Source organism: Deltaproteobacteria bacterium, assembly GCA_022340465.1.
Taxonomy (GTDB): Bacteria; Desulfobacterota; Desulfobacteria; order Desulfobacterales; family B30-G6; genus JAJDNW01.
This window is the reverse complement of the sequence record JAJDNW010000106.1, coordinates 19,901-34,800: the sequence shown is the minus strand read 5'-3', so window position 1 is coordinate 34,800 and position 14,900 is coordinate 19,901. Positions and strand designations below refer to the sequence as shown.

Annotated in this window: 12 protein-coding genes; all 12 read right to left on the bottom strand. The window is 56.7% G+C overall.

The features are described from left to right. Window positions 1-71: 71 nt before the first annotated feature. Window positions 72-1,091, bottom strand: coding sequence for a glucosaminidase domain-containing protein (locus tag LJE94_15445; GenBank protein ID MCG6911499.1), 1,020 nt, complete (start codon window positions 1,089-1,091; stop codon window positions 72-74). Between the two features lie 604 nt (window positions 1,092-1,695). Further along, window positions 1,696-2,793 (bottom strand): hypothetical protein, encoded by a 1,098-nt coding sequence (locus LJE94_15440; GenBank protein MCG6911498.1) that lies wholly within the window; start codon window positions 2,791-2,793, stop codon window positions 1,696-1,698. Further along, window positions 2,777-3,043, bottom strand: coding sequence for a hypothetical protein (locus tag LJE94_15435; GenBank protein ID MCG6911497.1), 267 nt, complete (start codon window positions 3,041-3,043; stop codon window positions 2,777-2,779). Before LJE94_15435 ends, LJE94_15440 begins: the two co-directional genes overlap by 17 nt. 318 nt (window positions 3,044-3,361) lie before the next feature. Beyond that, window positions 3,362-4,087 carry a lipoyl(octanoyl) transferase LipB gene (lipB, locus tag LJE94_15430; GenBank protein MCG6911496.1) on the bottom strand — a complete coding sequence of 242 codons (726 nt, stop codon included), beginning with the start codon at window positions 4,085-4,087 and terminating at the stop codon, window positions 3,362-3,364. Window positions 4,088-4,246: 159 nt separating this feature from the next. Beyond that, window positions 4,247-5,701 carry an aminomethyl-transferring glycine dehydrogenase subunit GcvPB gene (gene gcvPB / locus LJE94_15425; GenBank protein ID MCG6911495.1) on the bottom strand — a complete coding sequence of 485 codons (1,455 nt, stop codon included), beginning with the start codon at window positions 5,699-5,701 and terminating at the stop codon, window positions 4,247-4,249. Continuing rightward, window positions 5,698-7,032, bottom strand: coding sequence for an aminomethyl-transferring glycine dehydrogenase subunit GcvPA (gene gcvPA, locus LJE94_15420; GenBank protein ID MCG6911494.1), 1,335 nt, complete (start codon window positions 7,030-7,032; stop codon window positions 5,698-5,700). The genes gcvPB and gcvPA overlap by 4 nt, the downstream gene beginning before the upstream one ends. Window positions 7,033-7,036: 4 nt before the next feature. Continuing rightward, on the bottom strand, window positions 7,037-7,435 hold the full coding sequence (gene gcvH, locus LJE94_15415) for a glycine cleavage system protein GcvH (GenBank protein MCG6911493.1): 399 nt from the start codon (window positions 7,433-7,435) through the stop codon (window positions 7,037-7,039). Between the two features lie 100 nt (window positions 7,436-7,535). Further along, the gene (gcvT, locus tag LJE94_15410; protein MCG6911492.1) at window positions 7,536-10,187 is read right to left on the bottom strand and encodes a glycine cleavage system aminomethyltransferase GcvT; all 2,652 of its coding nucleotides are present in this window, start codon (window positions 10,185-10,187) and stop codon (window positions 7,536-7,538) included. 35 nt (window positions 10,188-10,222) lie between these two features. Continuing rightward, window positions 10,223-10,666, bottom strand: coding sequence for an Lrp/AsnC family transcriptional regulator (locus tag LJE94_15405; protein MCG6911491.1), 444 nt, complete (start codon window positions 10,664-10,666; stop codon window positions 10,223-10,225). A 156-nt stretch (window positions 10,667-10,822) separates the two neighbouring features. Then, complete coding sequence (locus tag LJE94_15400; GenBank protein ID MCG6911490.1) at window positions 10,823-11,743, bottom strand: LysR family transcriptional regulator; 921 nt, start codon at window positions 11,741-11,743, stop codon at window positions 10,823-10,825. A gap of 1 nt (window position 11,744) precedes the next feature. After that, the gene (locus LJE94_15395; protein ID MCG6911489.1) at window positions 11,745-13,313 is read right to left on the bottom strand and encodes a methylenetetrahydrofolate reductase C-terminal domain-containing protein; all 1,569 of its coding nucleotides are present in this window, start codon (window positions 13,311-13,313) and stop codon (window positions 11,745-11,747) included. A 69-nt stretch (window positions 13,314-13,382) separates the two neighbouring features. Continuing rightward, on the bottom strand, window positions 13,383-14,633 hold the full coding sequence (locus LJE94_15390) for an acetyl-CoA C-acyltransferase (GenBank protein ID MCG6911488.1): 1,251 nt from the start codon (window positions 14,631-14,633) through the stop codon (window positions 13,383-13,385). Window positions 14,634-14,900: the final 267 nt, after the last annotated feature.

Genomic DNA, 14,900 nt, shown 5'->3' with positions numbered 1-14,900 from the left:
TGCCGGCCGGTTTGTCCTGTTGCCTGGCGGGACCATAATATAAATACAATTTTAGTGCAAACCCCTTGCCGTCAGGAGGTTGTATCACTATACGCGGCAGGACTGTCCAGCAGCTGGACGGCAATTTCCGGTCCTTCGGACAGCTGGGCCCGGTCGGCAACTTCCAGGCCATGCCTGATGATCATGTTTTCCACCAGGCTGGTGTACTCAACGCCTTTGGCTGAATATTTTTCGAGGTGCTGAGCCAGTTCCAGGCCGTTAAGCGGACGACACTCCCGCCGCATGGCCGCTCGGGCGACTCTAAAGATCGAGTAGGACGGATGGGTATTGAGGTTCAGGCAGTAAGCGGCAACCGATGCGCGGGGCGAGTCAAAGGCGGCCAGCCAGGCGTCGCTTTTTCTGGCCTTGATACCGCGGCCCTTGACAGTCCACTGCCCGAAAAGGGCGTTGCCCTCGCGGGCAAAGCGAGAACTGCCCCAGGCGCTTTCAATGGCTGCCTGGACCACGGTCAAAGAGGCCGGGATGATGTCTATCCTGATGTGCAGCTCCGCCATCTCGGCAGGGGTGTAGGGCCCCTTCCGTTTCGACACCCGGTACTTTTTCATCACACTTGCCAGCCATTTTCGATCGTTTTCCGTCATCTGCTGCTCTGTTTCCAGGTTGATCAGCCGGCAGCGCTCTTTCAGGATCTCTTCGTTCACCTCGAGCGCCATGATGATCATGGTGCGGAAAAAGACCGATTGTTTCAGTGGGATGGATGTTTCCTGCTTCCAGTTTTTGGGGATGTGGGTAATTTGCAGGCGGGGAACGTCATACAGAATATCGGGATTCTTGGAGAGGTTGAAGCCAATGGAGTCGTAATACTGCCCCAACGCCTTCATGCTTCCGATTTCGACTGGGCTGGATATCGTTTTCACCGGTGAACCGGGCGTCTGTGATGATTCCGGGGCGTTGGGGGAAGAGGGTTCGCAGGCTGCGAGCAACGCAGCAAAAAGCAGGCACAAGCCGTATGTCAGGATCCTGCCCATCAGGTATTGAGCCGTCAGCGAAAGGCGTTTTTGCAAGAGATGCGACCGGGCGCGCGATTCCATGGGGCCACCTCCCCCCTCTCCAGGTGGTTGGCTGCCGTAATTCGATTTGGATGTAGGGCTGCTGGGCATATGGTATCAATAGCATCCTGGCTTCAATTCATCAAGCGACTCGCTTCTGTAATCCGGTCGCCACAGCGATCGGCATATAGCGTTTGGCAACATACCGTTCCGAAACGACGTTTCCCATTGGGCATCTTTTACAACGATTGGCCACCAATTCATTCTACTCCAAACGCTATTATAATTGCTTTTGGATTGCAGTCCGTTAGCTATGATGAGAACATATGGGACCAATTGCCTATTGTTGCTTTACCTACAGCCAAATTTAAATTTGAATTCCCCGCTTCTTGCGGCGCGGTATGAATTTTGGTTTTTCGCATAGGAGCGACGTAGTCGCGTCACATAAAATCGTGGAACACGATTTTATGTCAGTTATAAGATTTTCCCTAGAAAATCCGTTGAATAACGGTTGTCATGGTATTCGGCTACCTGACTGCTTTGGGAAAAATATTTCTCATGATGGACATCGTTTGTATCGGAACATATATATGACAACCGGTATAAAACGTTCCGGGTGAAAAATGCGGCAGGTTGGGCTGGGCACTCATTGTGCGATGTTGAGAATGAAGGCGGCTATTTCATCCGCCCCGTTCGAGGGCGGTTTGTCTCTCGGCGGCATGTCGAGCAGAACCGGGACCTTGGCCGTCCATGTGCCGTTTTTTAGTTCGGCGTTGGTCACGGGTATGCCGGCAAGATGCTTTTCGATGAAGCGGGTCAGAACCGGAGACTCCCGAGAATCGGGCCGGGAGATGTACCCGTAGGGCTTGCCGGCGTGATACACTTCGGCGATGGTGCTGTAGCCGGCCTTGCCGATAATGGCGTCGGAGGCATTGACCAGGTCGGGGTGGAAGAATTCCGACCGGTAGGGCAGGAAGGTGATATTAGCCCGGGAGCGTTTGTTGTGAAAATTGCCCGGTATGATAAAGTGCACGTTCTTCGCTTTTTGTGCTGCGGCAACATAATCGCCGTTATCGGGTACGCCGCCGAAGGTGAGCATGATCATTTTGGACCGTGGTCCAATGCCCAGTTCACGGCGGACGACAGTTGCCGTTTTTCTGGTTTTGCGGGCGGCAGGCCCGGTCCTGAGATCCGTATCCGAAGGATTGCAGATCGGTTCGGTTTGAATGTGATAGGACGCTTTTTTGAAGTAGGCTGCCAGGTATTCGATGTAGGTGTCAAAGGCGACCGATGTAGGCGGGTACCCCCGGTAAATCCAATCCCAGGTAAAGTTTTCGATGAGCACGCTTGGAATTCCGGCCTTATGGGCGACGGCTATGCCCATGGGTGCAATGTCACATATGACCAGCCGGCAGGCCATAGCCTTGATGTCACGGGCCGTCTTTTCGATCTGGTCGCGGTTAAAAGGCAGGAAGCGTTTCAGGTCGTGAAGGGTTGCCCGGGTATCGGTTCGGAAAGGGGAGAGTTGAACCATGCCGATGTCGGTTCTCAAGCAGTGGAACCCGAAGGCGTCCCCGAGCGAATCCGAAAAAAACCATTGCGGGGCATTGGTGTATATTTCGAATCGCATGCCCGGATCTGCCCGGTGGATCGACGCCATCACGGCGCACGCCCTGGCGGCATGCCCGAAACCGTGGGCGGATACGAAAACGGCTATCCGGCGATTTTTACGAACGGTACGCATGCGTACGGATGGTGGTGGCGCTGCGGATGCACTTCAGGCAGCCGAAAAAGGGAGCCTCCCGTCCTGTTCCCAGCAGCACGCCGCCGTTAAATCCAAATCCACCGGCTGTGGCCGAGATTTCCACCGTCAGTTTTTGGTTGCAGACAGCGCACTTCCCCTTGAAATTGATTGTACGCTCGCCGGGGTGGGTTTTGAAAAGCTGGGCCAGGTCGTCCGCATTTGGAAGATGTTTTGCTTCGATTCTGTTCATGGTCAGGCACCCTGTTCGCCAGGGGCTCCTTTTTACCGTTAGTCTGGTTGCAGGGGGCTGCCGAATCGGGCAGCCCCCCGCAACCGTTGTGCAGCGTTGGAGGTGCCAAGGAGGCGGAACAATCTGCACACCCTCAATTTACTGCACCCAGGCAACGTGTCAACGTTGGAAAACTATGTAAATACTACCTAGTGCAATTACACAATCCGGAGGAATCCGCCGTCATCCGGCTGGTACTGCGAAAAAAGGCTCAAGACTTCCAGGGCCCCGAGGGGTCGAGTGAGAAATAAGCCCTTAACAGAAGATGGTCGGCTTGAGCTATAATTTCGGCCCGTCTGCCGTATCAACCCCACTTAGATCAAGCGACCGCATGAAAGTTTCCAGTTCCACCCTTTCGAGATGCATGTCGAGTGCACCGGCCAGATTGGCGATCCCTGCTTGCCGGGCCTCTTGCATATCGACGGCCCGGCCGGCCTCTTTTTCCAAGGAGGTCATGGCAACCCCCTGAAGCCCGCAGGGGTTGATCCAGGAGAAAGGTGTCAGGTCGAGGTTGACATTCAGGGCCATGCCGTGAAAGGTGACGCCCTTTCGAATGGCGATGCCGATGCTGCCGAGTTTGGCGTTGTCGATCCAGACACCCCGGTTCAACGGATTGCGCCCGGCAGAAATGCCAACGGCCGCAGCCGTATGGATCATGACGTCCTCCAGGCGTCCGACCAGATCGGTGACACCCAGGCGGGTGCGCTGGATATCCAGCAGGGGGTAGGCCACCAGCTGGCCGGGTCCGTGGTAGGTGATGTCTCCTCCCCGTTCCACCGGAACCACGGCGATACCCTTTCTTTCAAGGAACGCTTTGGAAACACACAGATTTTCGATACCACCCCTGCGTCCGAGCGTGTAAACAGGCGGGTGCTCCAGCACCAGGATCACGTCCCTGGACAGGGATCGTGATATTTTGGCGGTTACGATTTTCCGTTGCAGCTCCCAGGCCTCCCGGTAATCGGTCAGGGGCAATTCGAGGTATAGACATGTGGAACGGGTCATTGTTTTACCTTATCACCATCGTTGCATAGACCACTATTCGGTCTTCGCTCTTCGAGCCTCGCCCGACAAGAGCGAACAGTCATTTTCCTTGCATCTGCGGCAAACGCGAAAACCGCTCAATTTAGGTGTAAAAATGACCAACGTCCAATTGGGGCGGCATTATCCGGACAGACACGGTTTACGGGCGGCGGCGGTCTCGTCCAGGCGTCGGACTTTCGGCTTGACCGGTGCTTCCGTTAAAAGTTCGGGCCTTTCCTCGGCTTCCGCGGCAATGGCGATGAGCGCATCCACGAGCCGGTCGATATTTTCCTTGGGTTCGGTTTCCGTGGGCTCTATCATCAGGGCTCCCTGCACCACCAGCGGAAAGTAGATTGTCGGCGGGTGAAAGCCGTAGTCGATCAGCCGTTTGGCGATGTCGAGGGTGCTTACCTTGTGCTTGCGCTGGTTTTGATCGGTAAAGACGCACTCGTGCATGCAGGGTTTGTCGTAGGGGAGATGGTAGACCCCTTTGAGGCGTTCCTTGATGTAATTGGCGCTCAACACGGCAAACTGGCTGGCTCTTTTCAGGTCGGCCCCCATGGAGAGGATGTAGGCGTAGGCTCTGATCTGGATGCCGAAATTGCCGTAAAACGCGTGAATCTTACCGATGCTCTCGGGACGGTTGTAAGTGAGCCGGTACCGTTCGTTTTCCATGACTACCCGGGGAACCGGCAGAAAGGGTTCCAGCTCGCGGGTAACACACACCGGGCCGCTCCCGGGACCACCGCCGCCGTGGGGTGTCGAAAAGGTTTTGTGGAGGTTGAGGTGCAGGATGTCAACCCCCAGGTCGGCCATGTTGACGATGCCCATGACGGCGTTCATATTGGCGCCGTCCGCATAGACGAGCCCGCCCTTGGCGTGAACGATGTCAGCCACCTGCCGTATGTTGTCCTCGAAAAGTCCCAGTGTGTTGGGGTTGGTGATCATGATGCCGGCGGTATCTTCGTCCATGAGCCCGGCAACGGTTTCCGGGGAAAGGATTCCCCCGGCACCGGATTTGACGGGTACGGATGTGAACCCGCACAGCGCCGCACTGGCCGGGTTGGTTCCATGGGCGGTGTCCGGAATGAGGATTTTGGAACGCTGCTGGTTGTTGCTCTTGTGGAAAGTGTAGAAAAGCAGCATCCCGGTCAGTTCCCCATGAGCGCCGGCCGCCGGTTGCAGGGTGACCGCGGACATTCCGGTGATTTCAGCCAGATAGCGTTCGAGATCGAACATGATTTTCAGAGCCCCCTGGGCCAGTTGCGGCGGCAGGAGCGGATGCGCCTGGGCCAGGCCGGGAAGGGAGGCCTGTTTTTCGTTGGTCTTGGGGTTGTATTTCATGGTGCAAGACCCCAGGGGGTACATGCCCGAATCGACGCCGAAATTCCATGAGGAAAGCCGGGTGTAGTGCCGGACGATATCGACTTCACTCAGATCCGGAAAATCGGGACCTGTTCCCGTGAGACCGTCGTCGAGGGGCGCCGGGTCGACATCGCTACGCGGCAGAGAAAACCCGATCCGGCCCTTTTTACCCATTTCCCAGAGGAGGGGTTCGTTAAGTACCAATCCTGTGGTTCCAACGGTGTTGTTCATGATGTCACCTCCTTTACCAGCAGGTCCATGTCTTCCCTGTCCATGGTTTCCGTTGCGCACAGCAGGTAATGGTCTCTGAGTTCCGGGTAGTAGGATTCCAGCGGCAGGCCGGCCACGATTTTCTCGCCAAGAAGCCGGTTGTAGGTCTCCGCGAAGCCGGCAGGAAACTTGACGACGAATTCATTGAAGGTGGGGGCGGCGAAGGGGAGGTCCAATCCGGCCTGTTTCAGGGCGCCTTGCAGATAGGCGGTCTTGTTTCGGTTGAGCGCGGCCAGTGCGTGAATACCGGTTCCGCCCAGGGCTGCCATGTACATGGCCGCGGCCGTGGCGCAAAGGCCCTGGTTGGAGCAGATGTTTGACGTCGCCTTTTCCCTTCTGATGTGCTGCTCTCTGGTAGACAGGGTCAGAACGAATCCCCTCCGGCCTTCCAGATCCTTGGTTTTCCCTACCAGGCGCCCGGGCATATTGCGCAGATAGTCCTTTTTAGCGGCGAACATACCCAATCCCGGACCGCCGAACGACCGGGGGACGCCCAGGCTTTGGCCCTCCCCGCAGGCGATATCCGCGCCCAGGCTGCCGGGGCTTTTCAAAAGTCCGTAAGCCAGTGGCTCGGTGAAGGAAACGATCATCAGGGTTTTCGGGTCACCGTGGACTTTTTTTGCCAGGGTTTCGATATCTTCGATACAGCCGAAAAAATTGGGAGACTGGACCGCGATGCCGGCGCATGCATCCAGGTCGTCGACTTTCGACAGATCGGTTCTGCCGTTTTCGAGATAGGGGAGTTCCACAATCTGGTAGCCGGTGGGTTCGAAGTAGGTCTTCACCACCTGCCGGTAAAGGGGGTGGCACAGGCTGGAGACGTAAACTTTTTTACGGTGGGTCACCCGAACTGCCATCAGCAGGGCCTCGGCCAGACCGGATGCCCCGTCGTACATGGAGGCATTGGCCACGTCCATACCGAGAAGACGGGTAACGAGCGTCTGGTATTCGTAAATCGCCTGCAGGGTTCCCTGGCTGACCTCCGGCTGGTAGGGCGTGTAGGAGGTGTAAAATTCGGACCTTCCCAGCAGCTGTTTCACGGCTTCGGGGATATAGTGGTCGTAGCTGCCGGCCCCCATGAAAACGAGGTGTTCGGGGCAAACCGCCATGTCGGATGCCAGTTTGCGCATGTGTTTGTCCAGCTCCCATTCGGTCATGGGTGCAGGCAGGTCGAGGCCCTCCCTACGCCGGCAGTCCGATGGAATGGATGCAAACAAATCATCAATGCTGGCTGCGCCGATCACGGCCAGCATTTGAGTGACGTCGTCGTCTGTGTGTGGTAAATATCGCATGGCCTTATCCTTTCAGCATGGCAAGGTAAGCGTCTTTCGTCATGAGTTCGTCCATTTCCGCTGCATTCGCAGGCTTGATTCTGATCATCCAGCCTCCGGCGTAGGGTTCGTTGTTCACCAGCTCCGGGGCGTCCTCCAGGTTTCCGTTGACGGCGGTCACTTCTCCGCTCAAGGGCGTGAACAGTTCGGACACGGCCTTTACCGATTCCACGGTACCGAATTCCTGCCCTTTTTCGAAGGTGTCACCGACCTGGGGCAGCTCGACGAATACAACGTCTCCGAGCTGATCCTGGGCGTAGTCACAGATGCCGATGGTCGCTTCGCCGTTTTCCATCCGGGCCCACTCGTGGTCTTCAGCATACTTAAGGTCGTCGGGGAAATTGAGTTCACTGATTTCTTTCATGTAGTTCCTCCTGTTAATTTCTTTCAGGTGTTACATTTTATGTTTTAGCTCGATACACAGATTGTCGGTGCCGTTGCCGGTCCGTAAGAGCCGTTTGAGATTAGCGCAAGAGTGTATGCAATTTCTGGATTTCACCTTCGAATTCGGCCTCGGAAAAGCAGTATTGCATGGTTGCAAACCGTTTTCTAAAGGCGGCGACCTCCTCTTTGACGGTCCGGCCGTGGCGGATGACTTCTGCCAGCAACCCGGCAAGTTCTTCGAAATGGGCGGGCCGCATGCCGAAACGGGTCATTTCCTGAACACCCATCCTGAGTGATCCCGATGCGGTAAACCCCTCCTCTTGCGGTGCGGCCTGATAGTTGACGATGATGTTGTTTGCTTCCAGGCGATCCGCTATCTCCGGGCCTTTGGCGTAGCCGACATTTAGGATGACCTGGTGGGTCTGTGTGAAAGAGATGCCTGGCTCCCCGGCGACATCGAGGCCGCAGGAGGCCAGCGCCGCCGCGAACGTCTTGGCATTGCGAATGATATTTTCCTGGTATTCGTCCTTGAAATAGTTCAATTCGTAAGTGGCCATGAGCAGTCCCAGCAGGGTTCCCAGGTGATGGTTGCTGACGCTGCCGGGGAAAGCCCGGCGCCTCAGGGCCAGCCACAATTCATATGCAGGGTCGCCGTCATCGAAGCGCGCCCCGACAATGCCCCGCTGGGTACCGAAAAAGGTTTTGTGGGTCGAGCCGGTCACCAGGTCGGCTCCTTCTGCAAAGGGCCTTTGGAAGTGGGGGCCGATGAGACCCAGCACGTGGGCCATGTCGTACATAATAGTACAGTTAAGACCGAGTTCATCGACCATGGCACGGATCTCCGCCACGGGTTCGCGGTAGAGCGTCATGCTTTTTCCGAAAATGATCAGCTCGGGCCGATGGGTTTCCAGCAGGGCTTCGCACGCATCCACATCTATTTTATAGGGGTTTTCCGCCAACACCGGGAAGTTGACCACGGCCGGCTTTTCGGTTTTCGGGTCCCGGGTCACAAAGTCACGCAGGGCTCCCATGGGTTGGGCACTGAGGTGACCGCCGCGGATGATGTGGTTGTTCATCACTTTGCGGATGCGCCGCTGCTCCCTCTTTCTGTCGGCGCGGTTGAGGTAGTCAACCAGGGCGCTGAAGACAGCGGCATTGGCCATTTGGCCGGAGATGAGCCGGGTTTCGACCTGCGGGCACTCCAAATAGCTGCGGAGCTCTTCCTCCAGAAGTTTTTCCACGTTTTCGATAAAATCGGTGGCCTGATAGTAGAAGACCTCGGCTTCGTTGAAGGCGGTAACCTGTTTGTGCTCGGCATACCGCCCGCACGGGTCCATGATGGAGAGCAGCCTCACAACACTGGACTGGGTCTGCTCCGACGGAATGAGGTTGATGCACTCTTTTTGCCGCCAGGATGTATTCCGGATGGCCCGGGTCAAGAGGTTGCGGGCCTTGGCGACGGTTTTTTCTTCATCGGGGTTTTTTTTTTCTCCGCGCAGCTTGTTCCAGGGTATGGCCCGGGCATACGGAGGCGCTTCGCTCCGCATGTGGTAGGGAACGACCAGGGCCGGTATACGCCGGCCCCTCATTTCGATTTCGAGCGTATCGCCTTCACCGATGTCGCTGTCCAGGAGCGCCAGGCAGATGCCTCTGAGGCTGTGGGATTCCGTGAGCGAAGAGGCGATCCCTTCCCCCCGGGAGTGCCAGTAGGGCACCATGGTGCCGCTGGTAATGTAGCCGGCGTGTTTGTTCTTGTGGAATATTTTGTAACCGGCGCGGGCGACCCCCTTGCCTTTGAGCGCCACAGGCATGATCCGCCGGGGGAGGTCACGGATGGCTGAAAAGTCGTGGTTGAAGATTTTTTTCAAGGCGGCAAACTGTTTTTCGAGGGCGGCACGGCCCACAAAATCTCCCTTGAGAGGTGAAAAACTGACCGCAAACCGTGACAGGGGCATGGCGAATACCGGAATTTCATGGTTTTCCGGGTCCTCGCCCAGCTCGTGGCCGTACAATGGCAGGGCCGCCTCGAGCCTCAGCGTGTCCCTGGCCCCCAGGCCAACCGGCACGCTGCCTTTTTTGACTAAAGCATCCCACAGATTTAACGCGTCCGCATTCTCCACGAAGAGTTCGAAGCAGATGGGCTCCCCGGTGTATCCCGTACGAGCCACGAGGACCTCGCTTCCGCCCAGGGTGACCCTGCCCAGCCTGTTCCTCAAAGGGTCCGGCAGGGATCCCCCATCGATCAGGGCCAACAGGATATCCTTTGAAAGCGGTCCCTGCAGGCTGAGCATGGCCGTTTCGAATGTGCGGTCGATCATCTCCACGCCCCCCATTTTCGAAACATGATCCTGCAGGTGTTCCCAGTCCTTTTGGCGGTTGGCGGCGTTGACCACCAAAAGGTACTCCTCCTCCGCGAACCGATAGAGATAGGCGTCGTCGAGAGCACCGCCCCTTTCATTGGGGATGAGGGTGTACTGGCTTTCGCCGACATCCAGGGCTTCGGCGTTGTTGGACAGCACGTGCTGCAAAAATGGCAGCTTGTTCTTTCCGCGGACGATCAGGCGCCCCATGTGCGAGACGTCGAAAAGGCCGGCCCTCTTGCGTGTGGCAAGGTGTTCCTGGACGATGCCGGACGGGTACTGAACCGGCATCTCCCACCCGCCGAACTCGACAATTTTAGCCCCTAGCGCTACGTGGCGGTCATAAAAAATGGTTCTGGGAATTGATTCCATGAAGACGGCTCCCTAGTTTAATTGATTCCTGGTTTCTATAATATGTAAGGTACGCGCAAGTTGTAGCTCTTGTAAACCACGAATGTTTCCACGGATTGGACATCCGTAAGGCGCGCGACCTCTTCAGTGTAAAATTCCAGCAGGCCGAAGCCTTCCTTCAATAGCACCATAAGAATGAGGTCGAAGCGGCCCGTGACCACGCTCACGGAGACGACGCCTTTCAGTCTACTGAACTCCTCTCCCTTTTTTACCAGGCTCATGGTGGACAGTTTGACGCCCACCATCACCACCCTGTGACCGGGAAGGGCTTCCGGGTCGATAACGCCTGCAATTTCCAGGATGCCTTCGCTTTTAAGCTGATTGACCCGGGAGCGCACGGTGTTTTCAGCCAGGTTTAGATCGTCGGCGATTTTTTTCAATGATTTGCGGCCGTCACGCAGGTGTTTGATGATATCGATGATGGTTTCGTCGATCTTCACGGCTTGTTCCGGCATGGGGATCGGTTAAAGGGAACCTTGCGGTTTCCATGATGGCGCATACGTTAAGAGCAATTATTAAGAATTGATGATTATGTCAAGAAAATTATCATAATTTATACAATCGATCAATATAAAACCAATAAGTTATATGATAAATCAACTTTTTTCTTCTTCCGCACTGGATCTCAGAAAATCGGCCATGGCCCGGCATGCGGGTGAGGCCATCCGCAGTCGGTTGCGGATCAGGTAGAAACCGCGCAGCATGGAACGCCCTTCGATCTTCAGCGCTTTGAGGACGCCTGCTTCCATTTCCATTTTGATGGCCCTCGACGACAGGATGGAAAGACCCAGGCCGGATTTAATACCTTCCTTGACAGCCGTGGACGAGCCGACCCGGGCGACGATATTCAGTTTGCCGGCATCCTTGCCGGTGGCAGCCAGGTGATCCTGCACGATTTTCAGCGTGCCGGATCCCGCCTGCCTCATGATAAAGGGCGCTTTGGTCAGCTCCTGCAAGGGCACGGCCGTGCGTCCGGCCCATGGGTGATATGCGGGCACGGCCAGTACAAGTTCGTCAGACCACAGATTCCGGACCAGCAGGTTCGGATGGGAACTCTTCCATCCAATCACGCCCAACTCGAGTCCGCCGCCCAGCACCCGCTGCTCGATATCGCCGCTGCCGGCAATGGAGAGATTGACGGTGATATGCGGATATTTCTTTTTAAATCGACTTATCACGTCGGGAAGGATGTATTCGCCGGGGATCGTACTGCCGCCCATGGAAACCTCTCCTTTTTCCAAACCGAGAAAACTTTCCAGCTCCTGTTGGGCATTTTTTTTCATTTCCAGGATCAGGGTGGCATGCTTGTGGAGAATTTCACCGGCGCTTGTGGGAATTACCTTCCTGCCCAACCGGTCCAACAACCGGGTTCCCACTTTTTTTTCCAGGGAGGCAACCCTTTCGCTTACAGAGGCCTGGGCAAGGAAGACCGCCGCGGCTGCCCTGGAAAAACTTTCCAGCTCGACTACCTTGCAGAAAATTTCAAGTTCGCGAAAACCGAAGTCGGCACGATCCATTTCAGCTGTCCCCTTTGCCGGCCGGCACGAGCCGGCAGACTGTTTGACGGCAGAAATCGGCGATTTCCCTACCGTTGTTCTGGTGATCACGGTCCAGATGAAAATTCAGCCAGGATGAGGTGTTATTCAATTCCCACATGCGCGGCGGCACGCAGCTTGTGCACAGTTCTTCGGTTTTTTTATGTGGCGCCAGGCGGTTGTGGGCACGGAACCAGATGCACTGGCGGTCCGGATGCACTTCGCACATGCCCTGTAGACTGCCGCCGCAGGCACCGTTGCGGGTATGCTTGGGACACCCGGATTCGGGACACAGAAACCCCACGTGCTGAATGGCGCAGTCGCCGCACTGCAAACAGCCGAGTAGCATGCGCTTTAGCGGGTGTTCGAAAAAATGCACGAGGAGCCGTCCCGCTCTATGGCCGTCCATGGCCCGGCAGGCAGCGCGGTACAAAGGGGCCAGCCGGGATCGGCGGTCGAAAAAGAGCGCGTGGCTGCGCCTCAGCGTGGTGTAAAGCAGACGTTCGGGAATTGAGGGCCGGCTGACCTTCGTTCCGAAAACGGGTGTCTTCACCGGCTGGGGCGGTATTTCCCTGAAAGCATAGAACCCGCCGGCTTGTGGATGCTTGAAATCGGCGAGAAATTCACGCCAGTCGTCTTTTATCTGCTCCATGCGGTCTAAAATGAGGCCCACGGTCGAAAAGTCGCTATGAATGCCTCCGATGTGAATACCCCGGTATCCGAGACCTCTGAGCACGGCCGCCAGGCGGGCGGCCCTTTCGATGGAAAACCGTCTGCCGTTCTTCCTGTCCCGCCATTCATTCTGAACGGTTCGCAGCAGCCGGTCGGAAACCACGGCACCCGGCACCTTCCCTTGATGCATGACCGCGGCGGCGCCGGGGGAGAGTACGTAAACCGATCCCAGGGTGGGGACGTCCAAATCCATGTGACGCTGGACGCCGATCAGTTCTTGAAATTTTCGGGCATCGTATCCCAACTGGGTGATGATGAAGCGGGCCCCGGCCGCCACCTTGCGACTCATTTTGGCGTACTGGGCCATGCACTCGCCTTCCGTGCTTTTGAAGGGAGAGACCGCACAACCGGTGAAAAAACCGTCGGGGTCGCCGGCGTTCTGCATGCGCTGGCTGATGAGCGTGAACAGGATCTGCAAATTGACCGAATCCAGGTCGAATACCGGCGCTCCCTGGCCGCCGAACCCCTTGCCGGAATAATCGCCGGTGAGGGCCAGGATGTTTTTCATGCCCATCATGGCCAGCTGGAGCGCGCGGCTTTCCATACCGACGCGGTTCATGTCCCGGCAGGTAAAATGGACGATGACATCCATACCCAGCGAAAAGATGCGGTAGCCGATGGCGTCCGGGCTTAACGAGGGGTTGCCGCCGGGATTGTCGGTAATGGAAACCGCTGATATGCGTCCGTCTGCAAACGCGTCCTTGGCAATGCCGATAACGGCGTCCACGGACCGGCCCGTGGATTCCCGGCCGGGCACCAGTTCCAGGGTGACGACGAACCGTTCGGGATCCAGGAGGTCATTTTGAAAAACACGCAGCATAATGTTTACATCTCCCGGCCGTGCAGAAGGGCAACGCAGGTCCGTTCAGGGGCCTGCGCTGCCATGGGGTCACATGATTTCCAGGGCGCAGGCCATGGAAACGCCGCCGCCGCCGCACAGGGTGGCCAGGCCGAGGCTTTTGCCCTTCTTTCGCAGGGCGTACATCAGCGTGGTCATAATGCGGGCGCCGGTGGCGCCAACGGGATGGCCCAATCCGATGCCTGATCCGTTGATATTGGTGATCTCGCGGTTCAGCCCCAGCTCTCTCTCGCAACCGATATACTGGGCGGCAAACGCTTCATTGACTTCAACGAGTTCGAAATCATCTATTTTGAGGCCGCTGCGTTTCATCAAATCACGTACGGCCGGGACAGGGGAGAGGCCCATAACGGACGGATGGCAGCCGCCCCTGCCCGTGGCGACGATTTTTGCCAGGGGCTCGAGGCCCAATTCCCGGGCCTTTTCGGCGGACATCAGCACCATGGCCGCCGATCCGTCATTGATGCCGCTGGCGTTGCCAGCGGTGACGGTGCCTGTTTTGGGGACAAAGGCCGGGGGCAGCTTCTGCAGCTGGTCGATGGTCAACCCCGGTCGGAAATGCTCGTCCTTGTCGAAGACGATGGGGTCCTTTTTGCGTCTGGGGACCTCGATGGGAACAATTTCGTCCTTGAAGGAACCGTCGTTGGTGGCCCTTTCGACATTGTTCTGACTCCGCAGGGCCACTTCGTCGCTTTCCTCCCTGGTTATTCCCAGATGCTGGGCGACAAATTCGGCCGTGTGCCCCATGATGTATGGTTTGCCCTTGAAAAAGCTGAGCGGCGGTTTTTCCGCGTCCACCGGCCCGTCTTCAGGGTGGGGGATGATGTGCGAACCGCAGTGGAGACCCCGGATGAGAGCGTCCACAAATTCCCTGTCCTGCAGGCGACAGCCCCAGCGAGCGGCCGGTACCACATAGGGGACGCCGGACATCTGTTCTACGCCTCCGGCAAGGATGATGTCGGCCATACCGGCTTGAATCATGGCCATGCCCGAAAGGGCGGCTTCCATGCCGGAAATGCACACGCGGTTGATGGTAACGGCGGGCACCGCGTCGGGGATACCGGCCAGCAAAGCGGCTGTGCGGGTGACGTTGAGCGCGTCGACGGGCTCCATACAACAGCCGTAGCGTACGTCGTCGATGGTGGCTGGATCGATGCCGGCCCTTTCAATGGCGGCAGCCATGGTCGTTTTGGCCAGGGTGGCAGCATGGATATCCTTTAGCGTTCCGCCGAAAGTGCCGATGGCCGTCCGGCAGGCCGAGACAATGACAACATCTTTCATGGTTTTCTCCTTTGCAGATAATTTTTCCTGGTTTGACTGCGCAGTTCAGGTTTGCATGATCCCAGCGTTGCAACTTTGGGAGTGATATTCTGTACCATAAGTTGACGGCATAGTATTGAATTGCGTGGAAGATTGTCAACCCTAAGCGGGTCGCCGAAAAATATTGCTTGATAAGCTCTATTTCAGCGTTATAGTATGGGATAGATATAAGCCTCCTGCCTCCAGGGGGCTGAGTCTTTTATGGATGATTTTTTATGATAATCAGTA